A 26,824-nucleotide genomic window follows, 5' to 3' on the forward strand; every position below is an offset into this window, starting at 1 on the left:
CATCCCCGCGTGCGCGGGGAGCAGGCCCGCAGTCGGGGCCGACGCATCGGGGTGATGGGATCATCCCCGCGTGCGCGGGGAGCAGTCGCCTCGGGCGCGGGAGGTGTTGGCGGTCGAGGGATCATCCCCGCGTGCGCGGGGAGCAGCCCGCGAAGGAGCCCATCCAATGACCATCTACCGGATCATCCCCGCGTGCGCGGGGAGCAGAACGTGGTGCGGGTTCGGTATGGCGCCAAGCCGGGATCATCCCCGCGTGCGCGGGGAGCAGAGTTACGGTCTTCGGTTCCATTGCTCTGCCTCGGGATCATCCCCGCGTGCGCGGGGAGCAGACTTCTTGACCTGCGGCCCTAAAGATCAAGTGCGCTGTTTTTATTCACTCGGCGTTTCAAGATCACCAGTTCCTTCGTACGGAAGTTGGGCCGTTCACGGTATCGGGGCAGCACGGGCACGACGCGTCTGGATCGTACCGCCGACGTCGGCTGGTGGGCGCAGCTCCAGCTTCCATGGGGCTGGTTGCTGGCCGACCGGGGCTTACGAATCCGTCTCGCCACGGCTTCGGTCCGTCCCCACGGGGCCGCCCGAGTTGCGGCGTCCGAAGCGCCGACGTTTCGCGGCTTTGCTCCAGCCCCGGGGCAGGGCGGGGTTGTACGTCGCACGATCGGTGGGACGGCGGATCAGGGCGATTCCGTCGAGGTCCACGGGCTGCCAGTGATGATCGTGCACATGGAAGCCCAGCCGCTGCTCACCCGGCTGTTCATAGACGAGCAGCGCCCGGCCCGGCCCAGCCATCTCGACGACCTTCGCCCACAACCGGTCCCGAATCCGACTGTTGACGTGCCCCACGTAGACGCCTGCCGATATTTCCAGCAACCACTGTGTCAGGTGTCCGCGCAGCCCCTCCGGGCAGGCGGTGAGGATGACGACGGTCATCAGAAGTCTACCTCCCCGGCGTAGTTGCGCCCGCTGGCCAGTTCGTAGCCGCCTTCGTCCCACAGGCGGAGGGTGCCGTTCTCCGGCTCCTCGTCGATCGGCTCGTCGTCAAGTCCCTCGTCGTCGATCGGTCCGGTGGGATGGGGACCGAGCAACAGGCTCCGGATGTCGCGTACGCACCGTTCGAGGAGCGCGCCGCCGTGGACCCGGTCGCGGACGGCGCGGCGGGTGTCCGCACCGATGTCGGTCGATCCACCGGCGGCGATGTCGAACGCGACCGGGATGGTGATCTCGGCCTTGTAGAGGTCGGCGATGTCGTACACGAAGGATCGGTCGTGACCGGTGTGGACGAACCCCAGACCGGGTGAGGCGCCGACGGCGACGATGACGGCGTGCACGACGCCGTACAGACAGGCGTGGGCCGCCGACAGCGCCTGGTTGACCAGGTCGCTGCCGCCGAAGTCCTCGGGATCGTACTCACGGTTGTTCCAGGTCACGCCGGTCCGCTTGGCGTGCTCGCGGTAGCAGCGGCGTACTCGGGCTCCTTCCTTGCCGCGAAGTTGCTGCATGGTCAAGGCGCTGGTGTCGTCGTCGGGAAAGCGCATCCGGTACATCGCCCTGGCCACCTGGAGACGCCGTACGCGGTGGGATACCGCGGTGGCCTGGGCGACGAGCAACCGGCTGGATCGGGCGAGCGCGCGTCCGTGGGCGTAGTAGCGGACGCCCTGCTCGCCGACCCAGATCGCCGTGGCGCCGTTGTCGGCGAGAAGCATCATCGCCTGTTGGGTGATGCTGGTTCCCGGCCCCAGCATGAGCACACCGAGGGTCGCGGCGGGGATGTGGACGACACCTTTGTCGTCGGTGGCGGTGACCGCGTTGCTGTCGCGGTGGATGACGCACCGTTCGAGGTAGATGAAGCTGACACGGTCCTGGGCGCGGTTGAGGTCAGCCAGTTCCGCCGGTGGAACGCCGGGGATCTTCACGGGCCGGTCTGGGCGGGCGCCAGGGTCAACAGCCCGCAGCCGTACGCCTTGGCGGGTCCGATGCCACGGACCAACGTACGGCGGAAGGCATCCGTGTCGGTCACCTGGAGAACGCCGTCGTAGGTTGCCGTGGTGAGTGTCACGGTGCCCATCGCGCGCTTGAAGGACTGCGTCTGCCGTCGGTGCAGACTCAGGTTGGCCCGACCGTCGTGCTGCGTCGCCACCGTGAAGCCGTGCCGCTGCGCCCGGCTGGTCAGCCACTCGACCTGCTCCGACTCCCGCAGGTAGCCGAAGCGCTGGGTGTCCTTGGCGTCGGCGGTTCTGCGTCCGCTGTGCGTCGGGTTCGCGGTGAGCCGGAACGCCCAGCTCTGGCCCGCGCCCAGCGAGGCGAGCAGCCCCTCATAGTCCCGGGTCACCCAGGCATCACCGATGGTGGGCCAGCCGGCCTGCTCGACCAGATGGGTGAGATCGGGCCGGCCGGGACTGACAACATAGAGGTGGACGCTTGTCGTGCCGGTGGTGTCGAGACGCCACAGGGTCCGGCTGCCGGCACGCTCGTAGTCCTCGACGACCGGAAACGCGGCACGGACCGCGCCGTGCATGGCATGCGCGGAGGAGAGCAACTTGCGCGCGTTGCGACGCGCCGGGTTGATCTGGAATCGGGTGAGGTACATGCTCAGCCTCCCAGCAGACTCAGCGGGTCGTGCTCGGCGACACCGGCCCGCTCCGCGAGGTCGTTGGTGACATCGACGTGCCCGCGCAGAACCGATCGCCAGGTGTGCTGACGGTGTGCGGGATCGAAGCTGACCGGCTCGTCGGGCACCGTCTCGATGGCCTGCTCACCCGGGCGGGCATCCCTGATGATCTCCAGCCGTACGCGGTGTGCCGCCTTCTTGCGGTGCCATTCGGCCGCGAGCCACGGCCACTGCGTCAGTGCGTCGTCCAGGTTCCCGTCGTGTACGCCGAGGTTGACCGGACCGACCGGCGGACACGAGCGGCGCCCCAGGTAGAGCGGGAACTGTGGCCGGTCCAGGGCGTCCGCCAGGCCGTACAGCAGTTCCTGTGGACCGCTGACGGCGGCGAGGAAGACCGCGTCGGACAGGTAGAAGCGGTAGGTCAACGGCGCGCTGCGGCGGCCGTCGAGCGATCGGGCGGTCTGGAAGTCCCGCAGGATCTGCCCAGGCTGGTCCAGCCGCACCCCGAATTCCAGGCCGAGCAGCTCGGTGAGCGGCTCGGTGCGTCGGAGGCCCCTGGCGGCGGCGAGCAGCCCGATCACTCCGCTCTTGGTGGGTGCGACCTCGGTGCCGACCTTCTACGGATCCGCGAACGGCCGCATTTCCTCAGGCGGTACATTTCCTACTCACCGCAATCGTGATCGTCTACAACTGACCCGCCAGCGCCAACAAAAAGGCGCGATCAGGGCGTACGGGCGGGGGCGAGGCTGATCAGACCGCACCCGTACGCCTTCCCGTGACCGATGCCCTGCCGAACCGCCGTACGAAAGGCGTCCGCGTCCGTGACGATCAAATGGCCCTCGAACCGTACGGGCATCACGGTGATCGGTCCTCGATCGCCCGGACGGGCTTGGCCTGCCTGTGGAAGGCACGGTGACGGTGATACGTCCGGCTGACCGTTGTGCGCGGTCGGCACGACGAAACCGTGCTGGTTCCCCTTCCGGATCAGCCATTCGATCTGCTCTTCCGGCTTGTGCCGGGCGATCCGCTTGCCCCGGGGACGCTTGCCGCCCTCGACCGGTGACTGTGTAGCGGTGGCGGGCCGGATGACGCTGCGGGTCGGGTTGCCCACCAGCCGGAAGGCGAATCGTCGTCCCGGGGTGATGGCGTCGAGGAGCGGTTGCAGGCTGCGTACCTGGGCGGGCTCGGTGAGGTAGTCGGCGGTCAGGCGGCTCCAGTCGGGCTTGGAGTTGCTCTGCACGTACTGCACGAAGCCGCGGTGGACGGTGTCGAGCCGCCACAGCACGGCTTGGGACTGCCGGGCGGGTCCTTCGTCGGCCAGGTCCGGCCAACCGGACATGACGGTCCGGTGCATCTGTCGAAGGTCGGCGTGGTCGCGGCGGAAGTCACGCGAGTACACGTTGACCGTCAGCTTGCTGAGGTACACGAGAGGTCCTTCGCAGTGATCAGGTCGTCGGTCAGGTGCACGGTCCCGGACCGGACCGTGCGCGCGGCGTATCGCCGGTCGTCGGGCGTGAACGACTTGGGAACGTCCATCCGCAGTTCGGCGTCCGGATCGGTCAGGTCGCAGTCGATAACCGTACGCAGCGGTTGCCGGTCGGGACGCCTGCGCTCGGCCGCGCGGACTTCAGGCCGGTCCTCCAGCCACGGGTGAGTGGCGAGGACCATCTCCAGCGGTTGCCTCGTCAGTCCCTGGCCCGTGAGAGCCCCGTCGTGATAACCGTTGGTGAGCAGCGGCCGGGCCGGCGGGAAGGCACGCCGACCGAGGAACAGTGGCCAGACCGGCGCCCGCAGCGCCCGTTGGATCTGATCGAGGCGATCCTCGTCGGCATCGGTGAGGACGACGAGGAAGAGTGCATCAGCGAGATAGTAGCGGTGGCTGAGAGCCGTACGATGCCCGCCGCCGGCCGTGGTCGGCACATTCTGGGTGACGTGGAAGTCGCGTTCGAGGATCCCCTCTCGGTCCACCCGGACACCCATCCGCAGCGTGCTCAGCTCGGCCAGGCAGTCCGACTCGTCGCGCGGAACACCGAGGGCTGCGGCGATCAGCCCGACGACGCCGGACTTCGTCGGCTCCCGCGCGGTGTCCCGGATGCTGCCACGCGAACGGGTGCCCCAGGACTGCATCGGCGCGTCGAGGCAGAGGGCGATCGAGTACACCGTCAGCCCTTCGTCGCGGCCAGCACCCGGGCCACCAGTTCGTACCGGCTGGGTGCGACCTCTCTCTCGTCGAGCCCCGCCACGTCCGCCGTGATCGAAGCGGCCACCACCGCTCGGAGGTCGTCCTCGCCGTAGAACCGGCGTAGCCGATTGAAGTGGCCGAAGAGCTGTTGGGTGGAGGTCACCATCAGGTCGTTGCCGGTGACCGGCTTGAGGAAGGCGTTCGCCAGGTTCCAGGCGCTCCTGTCCCGCACGACCACCAGCAGCGTCTCCGGCGGAGTCAGGGCCGCCGTCGAGTTCTGCTTGCCGCTCGGCACGGCGTCGATGAACGCCTCCAACCAGGCCCTCGTCGCTCGTCCCACCAGTTCGGTGTCGCCGCTCAGATTGCTGGCGAGCTGGTCGAGGTGCAGGTTGGCGTAGCGGTAGTAGCAGGCGGAGTTGAAGTCGACCGTGCCGATCATGTCGGCTCCTGACTCGTCCTGCGGCTGGAGGTCGTCGACGGCGGTGTAGTAGTCGTACTCGTTGACCACGGCGTGGGTCGAGATCGCGTGCGCGACCTGGGAGGCCGCACTGACGTTGAAGTCCTTGTTGTCCGCGATCATGCGGCCGAAGAGCGCGATGTCCACGACACGACTGGCGTCCAGGATCCGGGCTGCTGCATCAAGCGTCGCCTTGTCCGGCTTGACCTTGCTCGTCTTCTCCTCGGTGGCATCGGCCTTCTTCTTCTCGGCCGCCTTCGCCCGGCCCACCGCGTCGGCGGCCAGCCGGTCCCAGTCGCGCTCGCAGTACTCGGCGAGCAGCGTGGCCGCTTCGGTGCCGACGAAGAGGAGATACTCGCTCAGCGTCTTGCGCCGCTTGTCGAGCCCGAAGCCGAGGGCGAGCAGTCCCGACGAGGCCACCGCGACGGCTTCCTCAAAATCGCGCTGGTGCTCGTCCTTGAGCAGCCCAGCGGCCTGCTCCACGAGTCGCTTGGTGCGCACCCCGGTCTCGTCGGGCCTCAGCCCGTAGCGGTTGAAGAGCAGCCGGGCGGCGCGCTTGAGCGACTGGCTCGAAATTCGACCGCGAACCTGGCCGCCGAAAGTGGCCGTCTTCGGTTGTCCGACGTCGTCGCGGTTGAGGTTGCTCACCGGGAAGGACTGGAGCAGGTGCAACTCGATGATCACTGGTTCTCCTGGCTACGCGTTGACCGGCGCGGCAGCGACGCCTTCGGCCGGGTCGGTGTGGGTGCGGTCGGTGGGTGCGGTGGGACGCTTGGGCCGGTGGTACTCCCTGGCCCAGCGCAACCGGGTCCGGTGTGCCTGCTCCGCTGACTCCTGCATGTCCACCATGTCGGCCAGCAGCCGGTGGAAGTCGACAGCGACGTCCTCGGCACGGAGAAGTTGGATGGCCTGCCGGAGGTAGTGCGGCAACGCGGGCGGGTCGACCGAGAGCAGCTGGGTGAACCGTCGCGCCGCTGTGGACCGCTTGTCGACCAGGTTGCGCATCGCGAGGCCGAGGCCGCGTCCTCGGGCCGTGCCATGTGGGTGCAGGGCGAAGAGACCGGCGACGAGCAGCCACACCTGCTGCTCCCGCTCGGGCGGATCGTGCGGGAAGACGACGTCGTACGCCTCGGCTTCCTGCCGTCCACCGGTGAAGGACCGCCGCAACCGGGCAAGCGTACGACGGGCCTCGGCGGACTTGTGCGGGTTGCCGGAGTCGACGGCGTAGTGCAGCGCGTAGAGGCTGCGCACGAACGCGTCTCGCCGTTGACCCACCGTCGGTGCTGTATTCATGAGCGCCGTCTCCTACTCGACGTAGCGGGCGAGGTAGCCGCGGTATCTGGGGCGGATGTCGTGGTCGAGTTGGTCGAGGAACTGCTCGTAGCACTGGCTGGCGACGTCGAGACTGCGACCGTGTCGCAGTGCGCGCTCGGCCCACCGCTCGGCGGCCTCGGAGGCGATCCGCCTGACCGCGTGCTCCCAACCGTCGGTGGACGGGCGCGGGCTGATCTCCGCGTCCAACGCTTCGGCGAGGGTGTGCAAGAAGGCGTCGAAGGGCCCGGAGAGCAGTGGCCAGTACGTCAGGTCGAGACCGACGGACGCGGTCGACCTGAACTCCGCACGGTACTGCCGCTCCATCTGGTTGAGCGCGCTGCCGACCTGGTTGGCCAGTTCGATACTGCGTCCGATAATCACGCCGGCCACCTGATGGTCGGAGCGCAACAGCGCGACCGGGGCCGCGACCGTCTCCTCCATGGTCTGCTGCACGACCGAACCCTTGCTGTCGAGCTGCTGCCCGAAGACCCGCAGGGTGTAGACGGCCTTCCGAGGGATCACGTCCTTCACGACCATCGCGGCGACATGATCGAGGGCTAGTGGCCGCTGCCAGTGCCGATCCTCGGAGGCAACCGGGGCGAGCAGCATCTCCTGGCTGAACCGCCACACCCCCCGGTGCTCCTGGAGCCGTACAGCGTACCAGGGGCCGTACTTGGGTGTGGTAGTGCCCCTCCTGGTGGTGCGGGCTTCTCTGATCCTCGGTCGGCGGTGGGCGGCCATCCACTCGTGATCTTCCAGCTCACCGGAGAGCCGGGTACCGGGGGTGATCACCACCCGGTCGACGTACGTCTGGCCGTCGACCCGCCGAGGCACCAGCCACACTCGGCGTGACGGCCAGGTGAGCAGGTCGGTCCAGCCCTTCGGGTGTCGCCGCGCTGGCTCTGGGTCGGGCGGCGGTGCCTCCCACGCCGGACGGTCGTCCAGGTCGGTCGTCCGGGGGCTCTCACCCGGCCGGTACGGCACGAGGTTGAGCAGCAGCGTCTCCTTGAGCGTGCTTCCCTCCACCAGGACCATTCCCAGGCCGTTGACCGGGGCGGCCTGGGAGGACTTGTCCTTCGCATACGGGGTCTTCATGCCGCCCGGGTCGTACGCCTGGAGGGTTACCAGCCACCGCGCGGCCTCGGCGGGCGTCAGGCGCACCTCGGCCTGCGCGGTGGTGTGGTCGAAGAGGGTGGTGTTGTTGCCGACCGCCCGGTAGGACACCAGCTTCGCCGCGCTGGACGCCGGGACACCGGCCACCGCCGGGCACTGGAGGAACGGCTGGACGGCGTCGAACAGCTCGAATCGGTCGGCGTGCAGCTTGGGTCTGGGCAACTGCTTCGCCCGCCACAGCCCTTCCCATTCATCGTCGTCGGCCGGGCCGTAGACCCGGTGCATCAGTGCCAGGACGAGTCGGTGCAGGGCGGCCGTCATCGGCGGACTCTGGCCGAGGATGCGGCGGATCTCGTGCGCCTCCGTCAACAGGGTCACGAGGTCGACGTCCTCGTGCGTGCCGTCCATCCACAGCACCGGCACCCACGGTTGCGTGGTCAGGTTGAAACGCACCGGCTCACCCGTCCTGGTCGTCATCGTCAAGGTCCTCGACCGGGCTCAAGACGCGCAGGCCGATCGCGTCGGAGTAGCGCACCGCCCACGCGCCCACCGTCCCCACCCCGTCACGCACCACGATCGGGTGAGAGTCGATGAGCCACGGCGAGGCGGCGAAGGTCGCCGGCACCGGGATCGCGCGCAGCGCGTCGAGCACGGTCGCCGGAGTTCCTTCGATCGCCGTAAGCCGGACCGTCGAGTCGAGCAGTTCGGACAGCGACTCCGGCCCAGGGGCCTGCCCGTCGGCGAGGTCGACGGGGCGCAGGCCCGCCACCGGCACCGTCCGCCCGTTCTCCTCGCGCAGCACGACCACGTCGACCCCATCGCCGAAGACCGAAGTCCCGCCGTACTCATCCATCGCGGCGGCTCCGTCCGTCCGGCTTACGGGTGTGACCGCTGTGGCGTGGGTGTCGGGTGAGTTCACGGAGCGCGTCCGGCACCGTCGGGGGCGGGAGATAGAGGGCCTTGGCCATGTCGTGGTCGGCGCGTTGCGCCCGGTCGAGCTTCTGTTGCGCGCGGTGCCATCGAGTCTGCCAGCCGGCCGGGTACACGATCCGGTCCGGCTCCGAATAGACGGCGTCCACCATGTCCGGCACGTCGTCGGGCATCCGCAGCTCCTGCCGACCACGCAGCAGGGCCCAGGTCCGCAGCAGAACCGCATCCTGATAGATGTTCGTGGTGTACAGCGGCCAGGTGGGGCCCGCATCGTTCTCGGTCACCCCCACCACCGCGAGGGTCGGCGGTGACTGAGGATCGATCTTCCGGAATCGGTGCAGCCGCCCGGCCCGCTGGATCAGGCTGTCGACCGGCGCCGGATCACTCACCATCGCGTCGAAGTCCAGGTCGAGGCTCTGCTCCAGCACCTGGGTCGCGACGACGACGAACCCCCCCTGCGGTGCCCGACTGCCGTCCCGGCCGAACCGCTCGCGCAACTCCTGCTCCACCGTGGCGCGCACCGCCGCCGTCAACTGACCGGTCAACGCCACGATCTGCGGTCGCTTCGAATCGGGCAGCCCGTTCGTCGCCTCTTCGAGCATCGCCACCGTGTGGTCGACCCGCCGCACGAGGTTGTGCACCACGGCGACGCCCCGTCCTACACGCGCCTGCCGCAGCACCCACTCGATGAGGTCGGCGTCGGTGAGCTGGAGCAACGCGATGCGCCGATCCGCGTTGGTGTCGGAGGCTTCCGCCTGCACGACCTCGGGGACGCCCCGGTCGTCAAGCCAGAGCGCATGCGGGTAGGTCAGCGCGGGCAGGCTCACCTCCACCTCCTCGGGACGTGACCGCCGGACACCGGCGTACCAGTGGCGGAGCAGGGCCTCCCGGCGGACCCGGGGCAGGGTCGCGGACAGCAGAATCACCGGCACCCCGAGCCGGCCCATCCACCACAGGATGCGGTCCAGGATCGTCGACATGTACACCTGATAGCCGTGGACCTCGTCGAGGATCAGCACCCGGTTGGAGAGCCCGACCAGCGGCACCGGAGCCCACGAGGACCGGATGCCCCCTTGCAGGATGCGGTCCACGGTGCCCACGGCCAGCGGGGCGAGTAGCGCCTTCAGCCGGGTGAACCACTCCCGCACGGCGGCGTCCTGAGCGCCGGCAGGATCGTCGGTGCCGACATGCTCCGCCGCGATCGGTTCCGACCGGGCCGTCCGAGCGCGCCGGTCGGCCAGGTGCTCGGCAGCGGTGCCGTGCAGCAGCTTCACCGACAACGTCGGGTCGACGCCCGCCACCAGCGCGTCGACCTCGTCGAACACCTGGTTGCTGGTGGCCCGGGTGGGCATGGCGACAAAGAACCCGGCGAGCCTGAGCCGGTCGACCAGACCGAAGGTCGCCTGGAGCGCGATCTTCGTCTTGCCCTCTCCCGTTGGAGCCTCGACGATCAGAATCCCCGGACGATGCTTGGTGCTAAGCATTCGCTCGCAGGCCCGTTGCAGCGGACGAGGCTGCTGCCCATAGAGCGCGACGAAACCGAGATCACCCGCCGGCTGCCACGCGGACCATCCGAGCCGGTGGACGACCTGCTCGACGGCACGCTCCCGGGCGAGCCGGAGATAGGCCACCAGGTCGACATCGCTGCCGGCGTGGGTGGCCTTACGGATCGATCCGGAGGCGATCCAGTCGCTGACCGTGGTCAACCCGGCAAGCGCGACCGCGCCGCCGATCCCGAGCTGCACCTGCGACCAGCCGACCGTGCGGGGATCAGGCAACCCCAGCAACTCGGCGGTACGGCAGAACAACTCCTCGGCCCAACGCGCCCATCGCCGCCCGCCGTGATCCGGCACGGCCACCTCGGCGTCGAGCAGCACACTGTCGGAGAAGAAGCTGCCGTGATGCCCGCCGATCGCCTGCGCCACCGTCCGGGCCGTCGCGGGCTCGGCTCCCCACTCGATCAGAAGCTGCCGGACATGGTGGCAGGTCAGGATCCCGTGCAGGGTGTCGGTCCGTCCGCCCCGGGCCCTGATCCGGCTCAGCCGGTCGGTCTGTACGACCGCCTCCGGCGGGAGCAGCCTTGCGGCGACATCGGCCCGCAACGCCTGGAAGGCGGGCGAGAGCTTGCCGAGATCGTGCACCCCGCAGAACAGGCCGACCCAGGTGGCGGTATGACCGCCGAGCGGGGCGAAGGCGACGTCGAGTTCCGCGCGGCAGGCGGCGCTGAGCAGCCGTTCGTAGAGCAGTTCAGCGACGGCGGCGGTGTCGAGCGTGTGGCAGATCAGGGGGTGCGGAACGGTTTCCTCGCCCTGTTTGGCCGCGCCGGCCTTGCCCCAGAAGGCACGGACGTCCACCTGCTCACCACTCAGAGGCACAGCGGCCACGCCCACCCCGTCCATTTCCGACTATCAGTGCTAACTCGTCAACGAGCCACAGGCTCATGCTCTGTGGTAGTCATGCGACGAGTACCGAGAATGACCGGTCGGAGATCAACCATCAAAGCACCTGTCAGGAACGTGACATACTGCTGCATATCCCTGCCAGGCAGGGGTGATCCATAGCTCGCCGACGCGGGCATGCCGTGGAGATCGCATTCCCCGCGCTCGCGGGGGTGGGGCCGAGGGAATCGCCCCTCGGCCCAATCTCCGGCGAAGATCACATCCGCACGATGATACACAAGATCAAGACCACCAGGCAGATCACCTCCACCTGCGGCAGAGTCACCGAAAGCTGAATGTTGGGGCGGACGGACACTCTTGCTCCTCAAGTAGCTTGCTGATGCTGGAATGCCAACGCCGTGACCGACGCGGTGACGACTGTAGCAAAGCGACGGTCGCTGGATCCGCTTGACGGCCCGCGTCGTCGTGTCGCGCGCCAACGGCGTGGAGTTCGAGGCGTTGGCCTTCTCCCTCGACGGATCGCGACTCGCGGCCGGGGCGAAGGACAACACCATCCGCATCTGGGCGTGGCGGCACATCGAGAGCCACCAGCCGGCGGCGCAGATCAGCGACGTGCTCGGCATCGCCGGCGCGTTCCTGCTCACCCGGGCCGACGAGACCGCGTCCCTCACCGAGGGTCTGCCCACTCCTCGACAACTCACCACCCGCCTGCGTGCCCTCGACCCCGTTCTGGCCGCGATGGTGGGTGCCGTGCTGCCGAAGCAGTGGAGCGCCCCGCTCACCACGCTGCTGCGCACGCTCGACGAACTCAGCTCGGAACAGGGCGCGGAGGCCGCATTCGAACACCTGCACGGCCGGTACGTCTCCTCCGCCCAGTCGCTGTCCGGCCTCGCCGGCACCCCGGACGTCGTCGCCGAGGTGATGGTGGCCCTCGCCGGGTCCGGAGCCCGCACCCTCGACTTCACCAGCGGCACCGGCTCGATCCTTCGCGTGGCCGCCGACCGGGCGCTGCGACACGGCGCCGTGACCCGCTGCCACGCACAGGAGATCAACCCGCAGTACGCCCTGATCACCCTGCTGCGGCTGTGGTTCGTTCACTTGCGTGCCCGGCGCACCACGCCAGACGCCGAGCCGCCCGTCGTGCACGTCGGCGACAGCCTGATCGCCGACGCGCTGCCCGGCCTACAGGCCGACGTCGTCGTGGCGAACTTCCCCTTCGGCGTACACGACTGGGGTCACGACCAGCTCGCCTACGATCCTCGCTGGACCTACGGCCTGCCCCCTCGCACCGAACCGGAACTCGCCTGGGTGCAACACGCGCTGGCCCACCTCTCCCCCGGCGGGACCGCCGTCGTGCTCATGCCTCCGGCTGCCGCGGCGCGCTCGGCAGGTCGACGCGTCCGCGCCGAGCTGGTCCGTCGTGGCGCGCTTCGGGCGGTCGTCGCCCTGCCGGCCGGGCTGATGCCGCCGGCCGGCCTCGGCCTGCACGTGTGGGTGCTCACCCAGCCCGATCCGCGCCAGCCACCAACCGGTGACCTGCTCGTGCTCGACGCCACCGCCACGCCGGCCAGCCGCACCCTCGCCGGGAGCGTCAGCGCCGCCTGGGACTCCTACCGCACCGACGGGTACGCGGAGCTGCCCGGCGTGCACCGCGCGGTACCCGCCATCGAGGTACTCGACGACCAGGTCGACCTGACCCCACAACGCCACCTGCCGCAAGCCGGTGGCCCCGCCGCCGACCCGGTCGAGCTCCTCGCCAGGATCGACGGCCTCGCCCAACTCCTCGACGAGGTGCGCCATGGCCTTCCGGCGATACGACAGGAAGCGAAAGCGGCGCTGCGCGAAGCTCCCCGGGCCGACATCATCGACCTGATCCGGTCCGGCAGCGTCTCCGTGCACCGCGCCGCCTCGCGGAGTCGCAGATCCGGCGTCACCGCCACCAGCACCGTGCTCACCATCGCCGACATCCTGTCCGGTGGTCCCGCCACCGGCACGACGACCCGCCTCGCCGACGACAACCCGGGACCGCAGGTACGCCCCGGCGACGTCCTCGTCCCCGCGATCGGACAGCGGATCAACGCACGAGTGGCCACCGATGATCAGGTGGGCGCCGAACTCGGGTCAGGTGCGCAGCTACTGCGTGTCGACACCGCTCGCTTCGATCCGTGGTTCGTCGCCGGGATCATCTCCCGTAGCGACAACCTGCGCCTGGCCGGGCGTCCCTCCAGCACCGCCAACGGCGCGCTCCGCATCGACATACGGCGGCTCAGCATCCCCGTGGTGCCGTTGACGCAGCAACGCGCGTACGGGCGGGCTTTTCGTCAGCTCGTGGAGTTCCGCAGCAAGCTGGACCGCGCGGCGGCGGCGGGCGGCGCACTTGCCCGCGAGATCAGCGACAGCCTGGCAGCGGGCACCCTCGACCTCGGGTCCGGACCGACCTGACCATTGACGACGACCGCGACGGCCGGGCGCTGCTCCACACGGTCGCCGGGGCCACGGTCGGCCCCGGCGACAGCGGGCGATCAGGAGGCGATCAGGTCGTCGATCTGGTTGATCGCCGAGGAGGTACCCTCCACCACACCCATGTCCAGCACCTTCTGAAGCGCCTCGGCGGAGGCGTAGGTGCCCACGTAGGTCGCGCGGGTGCCGCCCTCGTGCGGGGTGAAGGTGTAGACGTTCTTCGAGACGGGCGCATCCGGGACAGGTGTGAAGTCGAGGTCGGCGAAGCCGTCGTCGAAGGAGAGCCCTCGCGGCGCGTCCACGGCGGTGATGAGCCAGTATCCGGCGTAGCGCTCGCCCTCGGGGCTGGTCATGTAGTAGGTGACCCGGCCGCCGGGGGTGAGGTCGTGGTCGACCACGGTGGCCGGGTAGGTCGGTGGTCCCCAGATCTTTTCCAGCTGGCGTGGGTCGGCGTACACCTGCCAGATGCGTTCCACGGGGGCGGCGAAGTCGGCGGTGATGGTCAGGGTCAGGTTGTCGAGGTCTTGCTGGACGTCGGTGACGGGCATGGTTCAGTCCTCCTGGTCGGGATCGGATGTGATGAGCGCGTCGATGCGGGTGATGCGGCCGCGCCAGATGTGTTCGAGTTCGGTGAGCATGGCTGTCGCTGATCGCACTGCCTGCATGTCGCCGCTGGCCAGTTGTTCGCGGCCGTTGCGTCGTTTGGTCAGCAGCCCGGCTCTTTCCAGCACGGCGACGTGTTTCTGTACGGCGGCGAAGCTCATGTCGTACTTGATGGCGAGTGTCGAGATGGAGTGTTCTCCGGCCAGCACGCGGCGGAGGATGTCGCGTCGGGTGCGGTCGGCGAGTGCGTGGAACAGGGTGTCTGCCCGGTCCTCATTCGTCTCCGTCACCAGACGACCATACAACCATCCGGTTGTACGTTGCAAGTGTTTCCACCCGCCAGCGGCTTTCGGTCACCCCGGTGGGATCCGGGCTGCGCGGGCATGGCGAGACGTGTTCGGCCGTCGACGCGCGTTAGGCTGAAGGCCGCCTGCGAGATGCTCATCCGGCCTGTCCATCCGAACCGAAGGGCATGATCTTGAGAGTCGAAGTGAAGAGAAACGGCAAGGTTGATCTTTAGCGCCGCAGGTCAGGAAGTCTGCTCCCCGCGCACGCGGGGATGATCCTCTCCGCCATGGACTTTGCATTGTGCTTCGGGTCCTGCTCCCCGCGCACGCGGGGATGATCCCGGCTTCGGCTCCGGACGCGGCGGCGACGGTGCCTGCTCCCCGCGCACGCGGGGATGATCCCGCAGCCGCACGATGCTGTTGGCGCCGGAGGTGCTGCTCCCCGCGCACGCGGGGATGATCCCGACGCCCGACCGATCCTCGGCGACCTCGTCACCTGCTCCCCGCGCACGCGGGGATGATCCCTGGGGACCAGACGAGCTGTGCCCCAAGGTCGTCTGCTCCCCGCGCACGCGGGGATGATCCCGTGCACCAACCCGACTACCACTGGGCGCCACCCTGCTCCCCGCGCACGCGGGGATGATCCCTTCACCAGCCGCAGCGCGTTCACGCTCGGCGGCTGCTCCCCGCGCACGCGGGGATGATCCTGAGCAGGTGACGACGGCGGCGGCGGCGAAACGCTGCTCCCCGCGCACGCGGGGATGATCCTCTGCGCTCCCGGCGGGGGCATTGTCGCTGTAGCTGCTCCCCGCGCACGCGGGGATGATCCCCGGGACGGGCACGGTTTCGCGATCGTGGTCGGCTGCTCCCCGCGCACGCGGGGATGATCCGGTCCGAGCCACCGTGGACGATGCCCCGTTCATCTGCTCCCCGCGCACGCGGGGATGATCCCCCGCAGGCACGGCAGTGATCGGCGTCGTACCGCTGCTCCCCGCGCACGCGGGGATGATCCCGCGGCCAGCACGGGCGACACGCACTCGGCGAGCGCCAGCTGCTCCCCGTGTTCAGTCGGTACCGCACTCGTCTATCGGTTTGCCATGGTCAGAGCGCGCAGTTCATCCAAATACGAGACGACCTCACTCTTATCTGGACAGTGGCTGGCCAACGTATCCGCCAACTCACGCGAGCACATCAAGAGAGACGGCAGCGACTTCCGGTCGCCTTCGAGGGCTCGGCGTCCATGGGACAACGCTGCTTCGATATCTCCATCCCGAGCCGCTGTGACACCCAATGTCACCCAGGCTTCCGCAATCCGCATGGGCTTGCGAGGGATTCCGTGCGGGTCGGTCGAGGAGTTGATGACCTCTTGGGCGTACATCAGGGCGTTCGCAAGGTCGAGGTATGTCCGTTCTAGACGAGTAGTTCCGAAGTCAGGGGTCGATGTCTGGGCATGAAGAGAGGGCATCCAAGATCATGGTGTGACGCAAGACCTGGATACCCTCTTGACCGCACTGTACGTGAAGATCGACGACAGCATCCGCACCCCCCGGTGGCGGGGACGGCCGCCGCTACTGACCGACTCCGAACTGGTATGCCTCGCGGTGGCGCAGGTCCTGCTCGGTGCCCGCTCTGAGGCGCACTGGATCCGCTACGCCCGTATCCACCTGCGCCCCTGGTTTCCCTACCTGCCGCAGCGGCCGGGCTACAACAAACGGCTCCGCGCTGCCCTGCCGCTGATCAAAAAGGTCATCCGGGACCTGGCCCGCGACAGTGACTTCTGGTTCGACCACCACTGGATCGTCGACTCCACCCCCATCCCGTGCGGCATGTCCCGCCCCACCGCCCAGCGCTCAGACCTCGCCGGCTGGGCCGGATACGGCTACTGCGCCTCCCATTCCCGCTTCTTCTGGGGACTCCGGCTCTACCTGGTCTGCACCCCGACCGGGATGCCGATCCTGTGGGCCCTCGCGAACCCGAAGATCGGCGAGCGAGAGGTCCTCGCCGCGATGCTGGACGTCGAGGCCGGCGTGGTGGCAGAGCACGACAGGATCCTGCTGATCAGCGACAAGGGATTCGCCTCCAAGCCATTCGAGCGGCAGTTGGCCGAGCAGGGCATCGAACTGCTGCGCCCGTCCCGCAAGAAGGAGAAGGCCCGCTACGGCGAGCCGATGCTCAAGAAGGTCCGCCAGTTGATCGAGTCGGTCAACGACACCCTCAAAGGCCAGCTTGACCTGGAACAACACGGCGGACGAACCTTCGACGGTGTGGCCGTCCGGGTCGCCCAACGCCTCCTCGCCATGACCGCGGCGATCTGGCACAACAACAAGACCGGCGCACCCGTCACCCGGTCACTGATCGCCTACGACCACTGACCGCAATTCGGAACAACTCGTCTAGGTGAGTCCGAGTATTTGTAGGGATCGGTATGGATCTCGGCTGTTTCGGCGCAGGGTTGCTGCGATCGAGGTGGCGCCGTTGAGGCGGAGGAGGCTGATCGCGGTGTTGCGAAGGGTGGCCAGGGCGCGAGGCGCGTTGCCTGTGCGTAGCCGGCTGGCGTCCTCGCGGTAGGTGGTGTCGCGAATATGGTGAAGGACCTCGATGGCCCAGTGTCCGCGTAGCCAGTCGGCCAGGTCAGCGGGACCGGCCGCGGCTGCGGTCAGGCTGGTGATCGCGTACACGGTGACGGTGGACCAACGTCCGGTGGCCGGGTTGTGTCGGCGGCGCCGGATACGCAGGGCCTGGGCCGCGTGTGGGAAGTCCAGCGCGAGCGGCCCCAGACAGGTGACCGCCTGCAACTCCCGGATGTCGTAGCGGCCGTGCCCGCGCTCACGGGTGGCGTCCAGGGCGGGGATCTTCCCCCAGGGCAGGGCCTTGACCTGTCGGTAGAGCCGTGGCTGATTGCGCTTGACGACGAAGACGTATCCGGCGTGTTTGTCCTCGACCAGCCAGCGGGCATGCTCGCGCTGGGTGTGCAGCGCGTCCGCCGTGATGACCGCCCCGGCCAGGTCCAGACCGTCGAGCAACGGCTGGAACCGGCTGATCTCATTCGTCTTCCCATTAACGTCGATCTGCGCCAGGACGATCTGCTCGGCCTGGTCCAACGCGGCCAGCAGGTGCGCCTGAGACCCGGCCGGGCCGCTGCCACGCAGCGTCTTGCCGTCAACGGCGATCACCCGCCGACCCCGCCCGGTCACACCGGCCCGGCCGAGCAGCCAGCGACACACCGCGGCATCCAACGCGTCGGCGTCGATGCCGGCCAGCACCCGGCCCAGCGTGCCGTCATCAGGCACCCGCCGGGCCCCGGTCAAGGCGTCGCGGGCCGCGCCGAGACGGTCCCACACCGCGTCCGGCAGATCCGCAGCCCACTCGACGATCTCCACGACCCGGCTGGATCCCGAGAGCACCGCCGCGATCGCCATCGCGAGCAGCCCCGGCAGCGCATAGATCCGACCCCGGGCATCACGCGGGTCCGGCACCTCGGCAAGGACCTGCAGCAACCCCGGCGTGTCCCGCTCCGACAACGGCGACACGCCACCCAGGCGTGCGGACAACCCGCCGATCAACAATGATGCTTCCACGAGCGCGGTCTTCCTCGATCATCCAGTCTAGACACCTGAATGATCACCAGAAGGCCGCGCTCTCTCACGTACCCGCCGGAACCGGCGTGACTACCCCACAATCGGCAATCCGGTCATCTCACTACCTTGCGAACGCCCTGGGGCGTACATACTGGCCAGGCGATCTTCACCGACGATGCGGTAGCAGTCCATCGCGTAGAAGTCGAACTTCGCTGGGTCGACCATGAAGTGATGGTCGACGTCCGCCGGGTACGGGAAGGACTCCAGAAGGCGGCGACCCTGATCAAGGGCGGTCTCGACCTGTCGTCTGTCACCCAGACGCGCCCAGGCTTTGGCACGCTGTGCCGCGAGTTGGACTGCGGCGGCATCGCTCGTTGCGATCTCCTCGCCCGCCTCGGCAGCAGCGATCGCACCTCGATAGTCACCCTGCGTCAGGGCGAACCACGCTCGCATCTCGTGCGCCCACGCCGAAACAGCGGTGTTGCCGGCCTCTTCACCGAGCGAGAGCGCCGCTCGCCGGGTGCCCTCTGCGGTTCTACGGTCGCCCATGTCGTACTCAAGGCAGCCGACCAGGAGAGCGACCCATCCGGCAAGGGTCAGGACCTCCCGGTGCTGAGAGAGCGTGAGTCGGCGGTCCATCATGGACGTGATGCGCCGCAGCCATGCCTGGCCCTCGGCGTGGAGCTGCTCCGAGGGTATGTACGGGTACTCGCAGCAGAGACGGTCGGCAGTGACTGTCAGAGCATCCAGGGTCGACGGCGAGACGTCGGACGCACGGACTCTCGCCAGGATTTCCAGCGTTTCCATCCCGGTCCCGGCGAACAACGCCCGATCTGCATCGTGGGAGGTCTGGGGAGGAAAGAACGCGGCGGTAACAGTACCGAAGGTCTTGGCTATGAGCGTTTTGTAGAACGGGTCCGGTTCCGTTCCGCCGGCTTCCCAGCGCTTCCAGTTACGCAGCAAGGTGCTGTCCGTCGGGAGCCGCTCTCTTGAATGGGCACGAAGCGCCCGGATCGCGTCCGCCTGAGACCAGCCCCGCGCCGCGCGTTCGGCGCGTAGTCGGGAGGCCCAGACCGGCCGGTCCTCGGACGCGTCCAGAACTTCTGCCATGCCATCCATTATCGCTCTCTTCAGCGGTGGCAACGAGGGGGCAGGGCCGTGTCACCGCAGTGACATCTGTAGTTGGGTGCGAATCCACGAAAACGTAGACGTCGGCGGTACCGAGCCCCGGCGGGCAGGTGCGACAGGCACGACCGCGCCGAGTTCGGGCGCTCATCGTGACGCCATCGGCCGTTCGACGGAGACCTGACATGAATGTGCTTGGTGCTGACGTATTCACGCCACTGGTGGACGCCACTCACGTTTGCTCGACGATGAGCGGCCGGACTCATGGCTGACGCGAGGTTGTCGTGGGTGGCCGTTCGTGGGGTGCATGAGCGGGCCAGTGATCATTTTTGGGCGTTCATGGAGGATCGGAGCGTGCGGTTCCTGCCGCACCTGTACGCGTCGATGTTCTTCACCACGCTCGGGCAGGTGATCGCGGGGCGGGACGATCCGGCGGGGCGGCGGGCGGCGCTGGCCGTGCTGGGGCGGATGTACCAGCGGTTCGGGCTGCACGCCTATCACGACACCGCGATCAGCGCGGCTCTGGTGGACACGGTGGGCCGGTTCTCGGGTACGGCCTGGGACGCGGGGGCGGCGGGGCGCTGGGAGCGCGGGTGCCGGCGGGCGTTGCGGCTGGTGGAGCGGGTGGCGGGGGCGGTCGGCGACGGGCCGCAGGTGATGGTCGGTGAGGTCGAGTCGCGGACGGAGCCGGTCGCCGGGGTGGCGGTGCTGACGGTCCGGCCGGTACGGCGGTTGCGGTTCCGGCCGGGCCAGGCGGTGCCAATCGGTACGCCCCGGCTGCCGGGCGTCTGGCGGTGGTACTCCCCGGCGAACGCGCCACGTCCGGACGGGACGCTGGAGTTCCATGTGCGCAGTGTGTCGGCGGGGGCGCTGTCGCCGCTGCTGGCGACGCAGGTCCGGCCGGGCGACACGCTCTGGTTGGGGCCGGCGGTCGACGTCGGATTGTCGCTGGAGGCGTCCGCCGGTGCGGATCTGCTGCTGGCGGCCGGTGGGACCGGGCTGGCGCCGTTACGGGCGATGGTGGAGCAGGTCGCCACGGCTCCCAACGGGCGGCGGGTCACGTTGGTGGTGGGCGCGCGCACCCTGTTCGACCTGTACGACGCGTCCACCCTGGACCTGCTCCAGCGGGCCCATCGCGACTGGCTGACCGTCGTACCCGCGTTCTCCGACGATCCGGCGGTGGCTCCGGCCGCCCGGGGTGACCTGGTCACGGTCGCCCGGCGTCACCATCGGCCAGGGCAGGCCGTGTACGTCTGCGGGCCTCCGGCGTTGATCGAGGCGGCCCGGTCCCGGCTGCCCGGATCCGGCATCGCCGCCGCCGACCTGCACCTGGCGGTCACGTTCGGGCGGGCCGGGACTCGGCGCGGTGGGGGGCGACGGCCGACTTGCCCCGAGCGGCAGCGGGACCAGTGCGCCGCCGACCGGCCGGCGCAGGCGTGACGTGCGACCCCTTCGGCATTGCCGATGCTCGATACCGTTCACGGTCGTGGACGAGCTGACGATCGAGCAGCGGGCGACCAGGCTTCTGGCGGGCGACGACGTCGACAAGGACGACGTGCGGTTCTTCCTGTCACGTCTCCTGCAGGTCCAGGAGGAGCAGGGGCGAGGCGCCAGTCGGGCGGTGACCCGTGGGCTCCTTCTCGCCGCCGCATTCGTCCTCCTCACGCACAGCACACTCCTGGAAGCCGAGCTGCTGGGCATGAAGATCCATGACATCTCCCCGGTACGGCTCGTCATCCCGGTCGCCATGATGCTCATGGTGCTCCGTGCGGTCACCGCCCTGCGGCTCTCCATCTTCTATCGCCGCGTCTTCCGCGAGGTGGCCGGTCAGCATCAACCGAGCTGGCGGGCGTCCGGGCTGATACCTCTGCTCAGCCCGTGGAACGGGCCGATGTCGACCCATGCCAGCCCGGTACGTCTCGACGTCGACGAGCATCCCGCGGTGGACCGCCTGCACCAGGTGTTGCGAACGACCGACTCCTGGGCGGGCATCACCGCCCTCACGGTCTTCCAGGTGTACGCGTTCGTGATGCTGTTCCACGATCCGCGAGTCCCGACCATCGCGACTGTCGCTTCTCTCGGCGTGACGGTGAGCCTGATGGCGTTCGTCGCCGCTTACCTGTGGTACGTCAGACGGAGCAGACTCACCCCCGCACCGCACCGCCGAATGTGAGGAGGGGTCCCCTGCTATACACGAGGCGTTAGCAGGGGACCCCTCCTTACATCTCGCGGCGGGTTGCCTCAGGTGATCACAATGGCGGCATGACGCGTACCCGCTGGACCGCCCTGATCGCGGTAGCCGCTCTCGCGACGGTCGCCGGCTGCTCCGACGGGGCGGAGTCGGAGTTGCCGGTCCGGGCGGCACCGTTGCCGGCCGAGGTGCGGGGACTCGGTGCGGCGGTGCTGGCGGTGCCGGTGTCGGACGAGCGGCGCAGCGACCTGGTGGGGTTGTTGGCGCTGGACCGGTTCGGTGACGACGTGGCGGGGGTGACGCCGGCCCGGCGGCACGTCAACCTCGCCCTGGGCGATCCCCGGTTCCCGACGGTCGCGCGGGGCCTGGCGGAGGATCGGCGGGACGCGCTGCTCGTGGGCGGTCGGCTGCGCGACGTCACGTTGCCCGAGCACACGTCCGCCCGGGAGGTCACCGGCGTCGGCGCCGGGCTGTCGATCACGGGATTCCGGTGCCTCACGGTGTCCGGCGAGGGTGCGATCGCACAGCCGTCGGTGGAGGCGGCCTGCACCGCCGCCGAGCTGGGTGGTGTGGTGTGGCAGGACCGGCCGCGCAGCGGGTACGGGGGGATCGACCTGAGGACCGGGGCGGCGAGTCCGCCGGTGACGTTGCCGTCGTACCCGATCGCCGCCAGTGCGGACGGCCGCTACCTGGCCGCGCTCACCAGGGAGCGGCCCCGGCAGCTCGTCGTCGCGGACACCTCGAACGGGCGGTCCCGACCCACCGTTCCCCTCGGCAGCGGTGCCGTTCAGGGGACGATGACAGAAGGCGGCTTCGCGGTGCTGCACCTGGTCGACAGGCTGCGGACGATCAGTGTGGTCGCCCCGGACGGTGCGGTGCGTACCCTGCTCAGCCCGGTCGGGGAGGTCGCCTTCGCGCCCGACGGGCGACGGGCCGTGGTGGTGGACACCCGCTCCGACAGTCGCCGGCTCGCCGTGCTCGATCTCTCGTCGGGCGCGGTCACGCCGGTGGCGGACCTGCCGCCGATGACGGGGTCGGTGACCGCGACGGTGTCCGGGGACACCGCCCTTGTCGTCGACGTGCCGTTCGGGCCGGACCGCGGCGAGCCGACGCCGCGCCCCACGCGCGCCTGGTCGGTGCGGCTCTCCGAGGCCACCACGACGCCGCACCCGAACACGCCCGCCGCGTCGGCGGTGACGGTACGCAAGACCGACACCCCACCGGCCGTCGCGTCGGTGGTGTCGGCGTTGTTGTTCCAGCCGGGCGGCGAGATGCTCACCCTCAGTCCCGACGGTACGGTGACCGTCGCCCCGCCGGGCGCCACGCCCACCGCGAGCCTCGGTGGCGGTGTGGTGCTGCACACGTTGGTCGACGCGGACGGGGAGGAGCGGGCCGACCGGGTGTTGGTGACCGACGGGTCCGGCGGTGCGGCCGAGGTGCCCACCGGTGCCGGCGACGACCAGCGTGTCGACCAGGTGATCCTCACTCCGGACGGGGACCATCTGCTGATCTCGCTGCGTCCGACCCGTCCCCGTGGACAGCCGAGCGACCTCGACGCCGTGGTGATCGCGCGGCGCGACGGCTCCGGCGACCCGGTCGTCGTCTACCGGGGCGCGGTGCTGGCCGGTCTCGGTGTGGAAGGCGACGAGCACGCCGCGACCGGGTGACGGTCGCACGGTCAGCGCACCGCCTGCTGCTCGGTCAACAGGATCCTCTGCAGCGACCACGGCCTGAGCGCCCAGCGGGACAGTGTTCGTGCAGCTCAGGACGGCGACAGTGTCACTTGGCGTTGAAGTAGCTGGCCTCCGGATGGTGGACCACGATGGCGTCGGTGGCCTGCTCCGGCATGAGCTGGAACTCCTCGGACAACTCCACGCCGATGCGTTCCGCGCCGAGCAACTCCACGATCTTCGCCCGGTCCTCCAGGTCGGGGCAGGCCGGGTAGCCGAACGCGTACCGGCAGCCGCGGTAGTCGGTGCGGAGCAGGCCGGCGAGGTCCGTGGGGTCGTCGTCGGCGACGGTACGGCCGTCGGGCAGGGTCAGCTCGGCCCGGACCCGCTTGTGCCAGTACTCGGCCAGCGCCTCGGTGAGCTGCACGGACAGCCCGTGCACCTCCAGGTAGTCGCGGTACTCGTTGCGGGCGAACAGCTTGGCCGCGTACTCGCTGACCGGCTGACCGACGGTGACCAGTTGCAGGGCGACCACGTCCAGGTCGTCGCCGCGCGGGCGGAAGAAGTCGGCCAGGCAGAGCCGCCGTTCCTGGCGCTGCCGGGGGAAGGTGAACCGGGCCCGCTCGGCGTGGCCGTTCTCGTCCAGCACCACCAGGTCGTTGCCCTCGGAGTACGCCGGGAAGTAGCCGTACACCACGGCCGCCTCCAGCACCTTGTCGGCGATCAGGCGGTCCAGCCAGTAGCGCAGCCGGGGCCGGCCCTCGGTCTCCACCAGCTCCTCGTAGGACGGACCCTTGCCACCGCGTGCGCCCCGCAGGCCCCACTGGCCCATGAAGGTGGCCCGCTCGTCCAGCAGCGCCGCGTAGTCGGCCAGCGGCACCCCCTTGACCACCCGGGTGCCGAAGAACGGTGCGCGCGGCACCGGCACGCCGGCGGCCACGTCGGAGCGGACCGAGGCGTCGCTCAGCTCCGGCAGCGACTCGGCGACCACGGCGCGCTGCCGCTCCCGGCGGGCCCGCCGGGCCGCCAGGGCCGCCTCCCGCTCGGCGTCGACCACGGGAGCGCCGCCGCGCTTGGCCGCCATCACCCGGTCCATCAGGGAGAGTCCCTCGAAGGCGTCGCGCGCGTAGTGCACCTGGCCGGGAAACATCGACCGCAGGTCGTCCTCGACGTACGCCCTGGTCAGCGCCGCGCCGCCGAGCAGGACCGGCCAGCGCTCCGCGACCCCGCGCGTGGCCATCTCGACCAGGTTCTCCTTCATGATGACCGTGCTCTTGACCAGCAGGCCCGACATGCCGATGGCGTCGGCGCGGTGCTGCTCGGCGGCGTCCAGAATGGCGGAGATCGGCTGCTTGATGCCGATGTTCACCACCTCGTAGCCGTTGTTGGACAGGATGATGTCGACCAGGTTCTTGCCGATGTCGTGCACGTCGCCCTTGACGGTGGCGAGCACGATGCGGCCCTTGCCGCCGTCGTCGTCCTTCTCCATGTGCGGTTCCAGGTACGCCACCGCGGTCTTCATCACCTCGGCGGACTGGAGCACGAACGGCAACTGCATCTGGCCGGAGCCGAACAGTTCACCGACGACCTTCATGCCGTCCAGCAGGATGTCGTTGATGATCAGCAGCGGTGCGGTGCCAGCGGCCATCGCGGCGTCCAGGTCGGCCTCCAGGCCGTTGCGCTCGCCGTCGACGATGCGCCGCTTGAGCCGCTCGTTGAGCGGCAGCGCGGCCAACTCCTCGGCCCGGGTGGCGCGTGCCGACGCGGCGTCGACGCCTTCGAAGACCTCGATGAACCGCTGCACCGGGTCGTAGCCCTCGCGGCGGCGGTCGTAGATCAGGTCGAGGGCGATCTCGCGCTGCTCGTCCGGGATCTTGGCCATCGGCAGGATCTTGCTGGCGTGCACGATCGCCGAGGTCAGCCCGGCCTGCACACACTCGTGCAGGAAGACCGAGTTGAGCACCTGCCGGGCCGCCGGGTTGAGGCCGAACGAGACGTTCGAGATGCCCAGCGTGAAGTTGACTCCCGGCCAGCGGCGGGCGATCTCCCGGATCGCCTCGATGGTCTCGATGCCGTCGCGGCGGGTCTCCTCCTGCCCGGTGGCGATCGGGAAGGTCAGCGCGTCGATGAGGATGTCGGCGCGGCGCAGCCCCCACCGGCCGGTCAGGTCCTCGATCAGCCGCTCGGCGACGCGTACCTTCCACTCCGCCGTGCGGGCCTGGCCCTCCTCGTCGATGAGCAGCGCGACCACGGCGGCGCCGTGCTCGGCGACCACCGGCATGACCCGCGCGTACCGGGAATCCGGGCCGTCGCCGTCCTCGAAGTTCACCGAGTTGACCACGCACCGGCCGCCGAGCATCTCCAGGCCGGCCTCGATCACCGCCGGCTCGGTCGAGTCCAGCATGATCGGCAGCGTGGAGGCGGTGGCGAACCGCCCCGCCAGCTCGCGCATGTCGGTGGTGCCGTCCCGGCCCACGTAGTCGATGCAGAGGTCCAGCAGGTGCGAGCCGTCCCGGGCCTGGCCACGGGCGATCTCCACGCAGGCCTGCCAGTCGGCGGCGAGCATCGCCTCCCGGAACGCCTTGGAGCCGTTGGCGTTGGTCCGCTCCCCCACCATCAGCACGCTGGCGTCCTGGGCGAACGGCACGTGGTGGTAGATCGAGGAGACACCGGCGTCGGCCCGCGGTTCGCGGGCCACCGGCCGGACGTCGCGCATCCGCTGGGAGAGCACCCGGATGTGCTCGGGCGTGGTGCCGCAACAGCCACCGACCAGCGCGACGCCGTACTCGACGACGAACCGCTCCAGGGCGTCGGCCATGTCCTCCGGGCCGAGCGGGAAGTACGCGCCGTCGGCGGTGAGCACCGGCAGGCCGGCGTTCGGCATCACCGAGACCGGGATGCGGGAGTGCTGGGCCAGGTAGCGCAGGTGCTCGCCCATCTCGGCCGGGCCGGTCGAGCAGTTCAGCCCGACCAGGTCCACCCCGAGCGGCTCGATCGCGGTCAGCGCCGCGCCGATCTCACTGCCCAGCAGCATGGTGCCGGTGGTCTCGACCGCGACGTGACAGATGATCGGCACCTGGACGCCCGCCTCGGCCATAGCCCGCTTCGACCCGGTCACCGCGGCCTTGACCTGGAGCAGGTCCTGGCAGGTCTCGATGATCAGCGCGTCCGCGCCACCGGCGAGCAGACCACCGGCGTTCTGCTGGTACGCGTCGCGCAGCGTGGTGTACGCGGCGTGACCGAGCGTGGGCAGCTTGGTCCCGGGGCCGATCGAGCCGAGCACCCAGCGGGGCCGATCCGGCGTCGAGTACGCGTCGGCGGCCTCCCGAGCCAGCCGCGCCCCCACCTCGGACAGCTCCCAGATGCGCTCGGGGATGTCGTACTCGGCGAGGTTCGGCAGGTTGGCACCGAAGGTGTTCGTCTCCACACAGTCCGCGCCCGCCGCCAGGTACGCCTCGTGCACCCCGCGCACCACGTCCGGGCGGGTGACGTTCAGGATCTCGTTGCACCCCTCCAGACCGTCGAAGTCGTCGAGGGTCAGGTCTGCGGCCTGGAGCATCGTGCCCATCGCCCCGTCGGTGACGAGGATCCGGTCTGCCAGCGCGTCGAGCAACGAATTCCGCACGCCCTCAGGTTAGTGCGACTCAGCGCGCCCGCAGCCCCACGTAGGGGCCGTTCCCACAATGTGTAGCCCGGATCACCTGCCCGCTTTTGCCCACTATGTGAGCTACGTTCCGTCAACGCGTGCCGCACCCCCGGTGGCGGCCGGTGCCGGATCCGGCGCGGCCGACGGGCCGGGTACCGGCGCGGCACGTAGGCTGACTGATGTGAGGGACATCAGCGACACCACCACGCACGGCGGGCGGTCGCCCGGGGCCGCCGGTGACGAGCAGGGTGAGGTGACGGC

Annotated in this window: 19 protein-coding genes, 2 pseudogenes and 2 CRISPR repeat arrays (1 of these 23 only partly in view); of the genes and pseudogenes, 5 read left to right on the forward strand and 16 right to left on the reverse strand. The window is 69.5% G+C overall.

The window, feature by feature from the left end; genetic code table 11:
- Positions 1-329: a CRISPR direct-repeat array (repeat unit 28 nt; unit sequence GGATCATCCCCGCGTGCGCGGGGAGCAG) (it extends 1,532 nt beyond the left edge of the window).
- 202 nt (positions 330-531) lie between these two features.
- The 11 genes and pseudogenes from cas2e to cas3 form a co-directional block, all read right to left on the reverse strand.
- Positions 532-930: a type I-E CRISPR-associated endoribonuclease Cas2e gene (cas2e, locus tag ID554_RS00755; RefSeq protein WP_117231002.1), complete on the reverse strand. Its 399-nt coding sequence runs from the start codon at positions 928-930 to the stop codon at positions 532-534.
- Positions 930-1,913 carry a type I-E CRISPR-associated endonuclease Cas1e gene (gene cas1e / locus ID554_RS00760; protein ID WP_117231001.1) on the reverse strand — a complete coding sequence of 328 codons (984 nt, stop codon included), beginning with the start codon at positions 1,911-1,913 and terminating at the stop codon, positions 930-932. Before cas1e ends, cas2e begins: the two co-directional genes overlap by 1 nt.
- Positions 1,910-2,587: a type I-E CRISPR-associated protein Cas6/Cse3/CasE gene (cas6e, locus tag ID554_RS00765; protein ID WP_117231000.1), complete on the reverse strand. Its 678-nt coding sequence runs from the start codon at positions 2,585-2,587 to the stop codon at positions 1,910-1,912. The genes cas1e and cas6e (ID554_RS00765) overlap by 4 nt, the downstream gene beginning before the upstream one ends.
- 2 nt (positions 2,588-2,589) lie before the next feature.
- Positions 2,590-3,204, reverse strand: a pseudogene (gene cas5e / locus ID554_RS00770) (type I-E CRISPR-associated protein Cas5/CasD); the annotation flags it as partial.
- A gap of 125 nt (positions 3,205-3,329) precedes the next feature.
- The gene (cas6e, locus tag ID554_RS00775) at positions 3,330-4,034 is read right to left on the reverse strand and encodes a type I-E CRISPR-associated protein Cas6/Cse3/CasE (RefSeq protein ID WP_117230998.1); all 705 of its coding nucleotides are present in this window, start codon (positions 4,032-4,034) and stop codon (positions 3,330-3,332) included.
- A complete protein-coding gene (gene cas5e / locus ID554_RS00780; RefSeq protein ID WP_117230997.1) occupies positions 4,016-4,768 on the reverse strand; it encodes a type I-E CRISPR-associated protein Cas5/CasD in 753 nt (250 codons plus the stop codon). The genes cas6e (ID554_RS00775) and cas5e (ID554_RS00780) overlap by 19 nt, the downstream gene beginning before the upstream one ends.
- 2 nt (positions 4,769-4,770) lie before the next feature.
- Positions 4,771-5,931, reverse strand: a complete 1,161-nt coding sequence (gene cas7e / locus ID554_RS00785; RefSeq protein WP_117230996.1) for a type I-E CRISPR-associated protein Cas7/Cse4/CasC — start codon at positions 5,929-5,931, stop codon at positions 4,771-4,773.
- 12 nt (positions 5,932-5,943) lie between these two features.
- Positions 5,944-6,522: a type I-E CRISPR-associated protein Cse2/CasB gene (gene casB / locus ID554_RS00790; protein WP_223884382.1), complete on the reverse strand. Its 579-nt coding sequence runs from the start codon at positions 6,520-6,522 to the stop codon at positions 5,944-5,946.
- 30 nt (positions 6,523-6,552) lie between these two features.
- Positions 6,553-8,151, reverse strand: coding sequence for a type I-E CRISPR-associated protein Cse1/CasA (gene casA / locus ID554_RS00795; protein WP_117230994.1), 1,599 nt, complete (start codon positions 8,149-8,151; stop codon positions 6,553-6,555).
- Positions 8,132-8,527 carry a hypothetical protein gene (locus ID554_RS00800; protein WP_117230993.1) on the reverse strand — a complete coding sequence of 132 codons (396 nt, stop codon included), beginning with the start codon at positions 8,525-8,527 and terminating at the stop codon, positions 8,132-8,134. Before ID554_RS00800 ends, casA begins: the two co-directional genes overlap by 20 nt.
- Positions 8,520-10,988, reverse strand: a complete 2,469-nt coding sequence (gene cas3, locus ID554_RS00805; protein WP_158573865.1) for a CRISPR-associated helicase Cas3' — start codon at positions 10,986-10,988, stop codon at positions 8,520-8,522. Before cas3 ends, ID554_RS00800 begins: the two co-directional genes overlap by 8 nt.
- A 489-nt stretch (positions 10,989-11,477) precedes the next feature.
- Between cas3 and ID554_RS00810 the strand changes: the two are divergent.
- Positions 11,478-13,445, forward strand: a pseudogene (locus ID554_RS00810) (N-6 DNA methylase); the annotation flags it as partial.
- Positions 13,446-13,525: 80 nt separating this feature from the next.
- Here ID554_RS00810 and ID554_RS00815 read toward each other — a convergent pair.
- Complete coding sequence (locus ID554_RS00815) at positions 13,526-14,011, reverse strand: SRPBCC family protein (RefSeq protein WP_117230990.1); 486 nt, start codon at positions 14,009-14,011, stop codon at positions 13,526-13,528.
- Between the two features lie 3 nt (positions 14,012-14,014).
- The gene (locus tag ID554_RS00820; protein ID WP_117230989.1) at positions 14,015-14,356 is read right to left on the reverse strand and encodes an ArsR/SmtB family transcription factor; all 342 of its coding nucleotides are present in this window, start codon (positions 14,354-14,356) and stop codon (positions 14,015-14,017) included.
- Positions 14,357-14,604: 248 nt separating this feature from the next.
- Positions 14,605-15,365: direct repeats of the CRISPR family, unit length 28 nt; unit sequence CTGCTCCCCGCGCACGCGGGGATGATCC.
- A 466-nt stretch (positions 15,366-15,831) separates the two neighbouring features.
- Between ID554_RS00820 and ID554_RS00825 the strand changes: the two genes are divergently transcribed.
- Positions 15,832-16,725, forward strand: coding sequence for an IS982 family transposase (locus tag ID554_RS00825; protein ID WP_191088568.1), 894 nt, complete (start codon positions 15,832-15,834; stop codon positions 16,723-16,725).
- A 21-nt stretch (positions 16,726-16,746) separates the two neighbouring features.
- On the opposite strand, the gene ID554_RS00830 is transcribed toward ID554_RS00825, so the two are convergent.
- Both ID554_RS00830 and ID554_RS00835 read right to left on the reverse strand, forming a co-directional pair.
- Positions 16,747-17,904: an ISAs1 family transposase gene (locus ID554_RS00830; protein ID WP_117230052.1), complete on the reverse strand. Its 1,158-nt coding sequence runs from the start codon at positions 17,902-17,904 to the stop codon at positions 16,747-16,749.
- A 117-nt stretch (positions 17,905-18,021) separates the two neighbouring features.
- Positions 18,022-19,041, reverse strand: coding sequence for an XRE family transcriptional regulator (locus ID554_RS00835; RefSeq protein ID WP_223884384.1), 1,020 nt, complete (start codon positions 19,039-19,041; stop codon positions 18,022-18,024).
- Between the two features lie 303 nt (positions 19,042-19,344).
- Between ID554_RS00835 and ID554_RS00840 the strand changes: the two genes are divergently transcribed.
- The 3 genes from ID554_RS00840 (at position 19,345) to ID554_RS00850 (ending at position 22,914) form a co-directional block, all read left to right on the forward strand.
- Complete coding sequence (locus ID554_RS00840; protein ID WP_223884385.1) at positions 19,345-20,496, forward strand: FAD-binding oxidoreductase; 1,152 nt, start codon at positions 19,345-19,347, stop codon at positions 20,494-20,496.
- A 46-nt stretch (positions 20,497-20,542) separates the two neighbouring features.
- The gene (locus tag ID554_RS00845; RefSeq protein WP_117229832.1) at positions 20,543-21,229 is read left to right on the forward strand and encodes a hypothetical protein; all 687 of its coding nucleotides are present in this window, start codon (positions 20,543-20,545) and stop codon (positions 21,227-21,229) included.
- An 89-nt stretch (positions 21,230-21,318) separates the two neighbouring features.
- Positions 21,319-22,914, forward strand: coding sequence for a hypothetical protein (locus tag ID554_RS00850; RefSeq protein ID WP_117229831.1), 1,596 nt, complete (start codon positions 21,319-21,321; stop codon positions 22,912-22,914).
- 112 nt (positions 22,915-23,026) lie between these two features.
- Here ID554_RS00850 and metH read toward each other — a convergent pair whose 3' ends face one another.
- On the reverse strand, positions 23,027-26,530 hold the full coding sequence (metH, locus tag ID554_RS00855; RefSeq protein WP_117229841.1) for a methionine synthase: 3,504 nt from the start codon (positions 26,528-26,530) through the stop codon (positions 23,027-23,029).
- Positions 26,531-26,824 lie beyond the last annotated feature (294 nt).

The sequence above is a fragment of the Micromonospora craniellae genome, assembly GCF_014764405.1.
In the GTDB taxonomy this organism is placed as follows: Bacteria; Actinomycetota; Actinomycetes; order Mycobacteriales; family Micromonosporaceae; genus Micromonospora; species Micromonospora craniellae.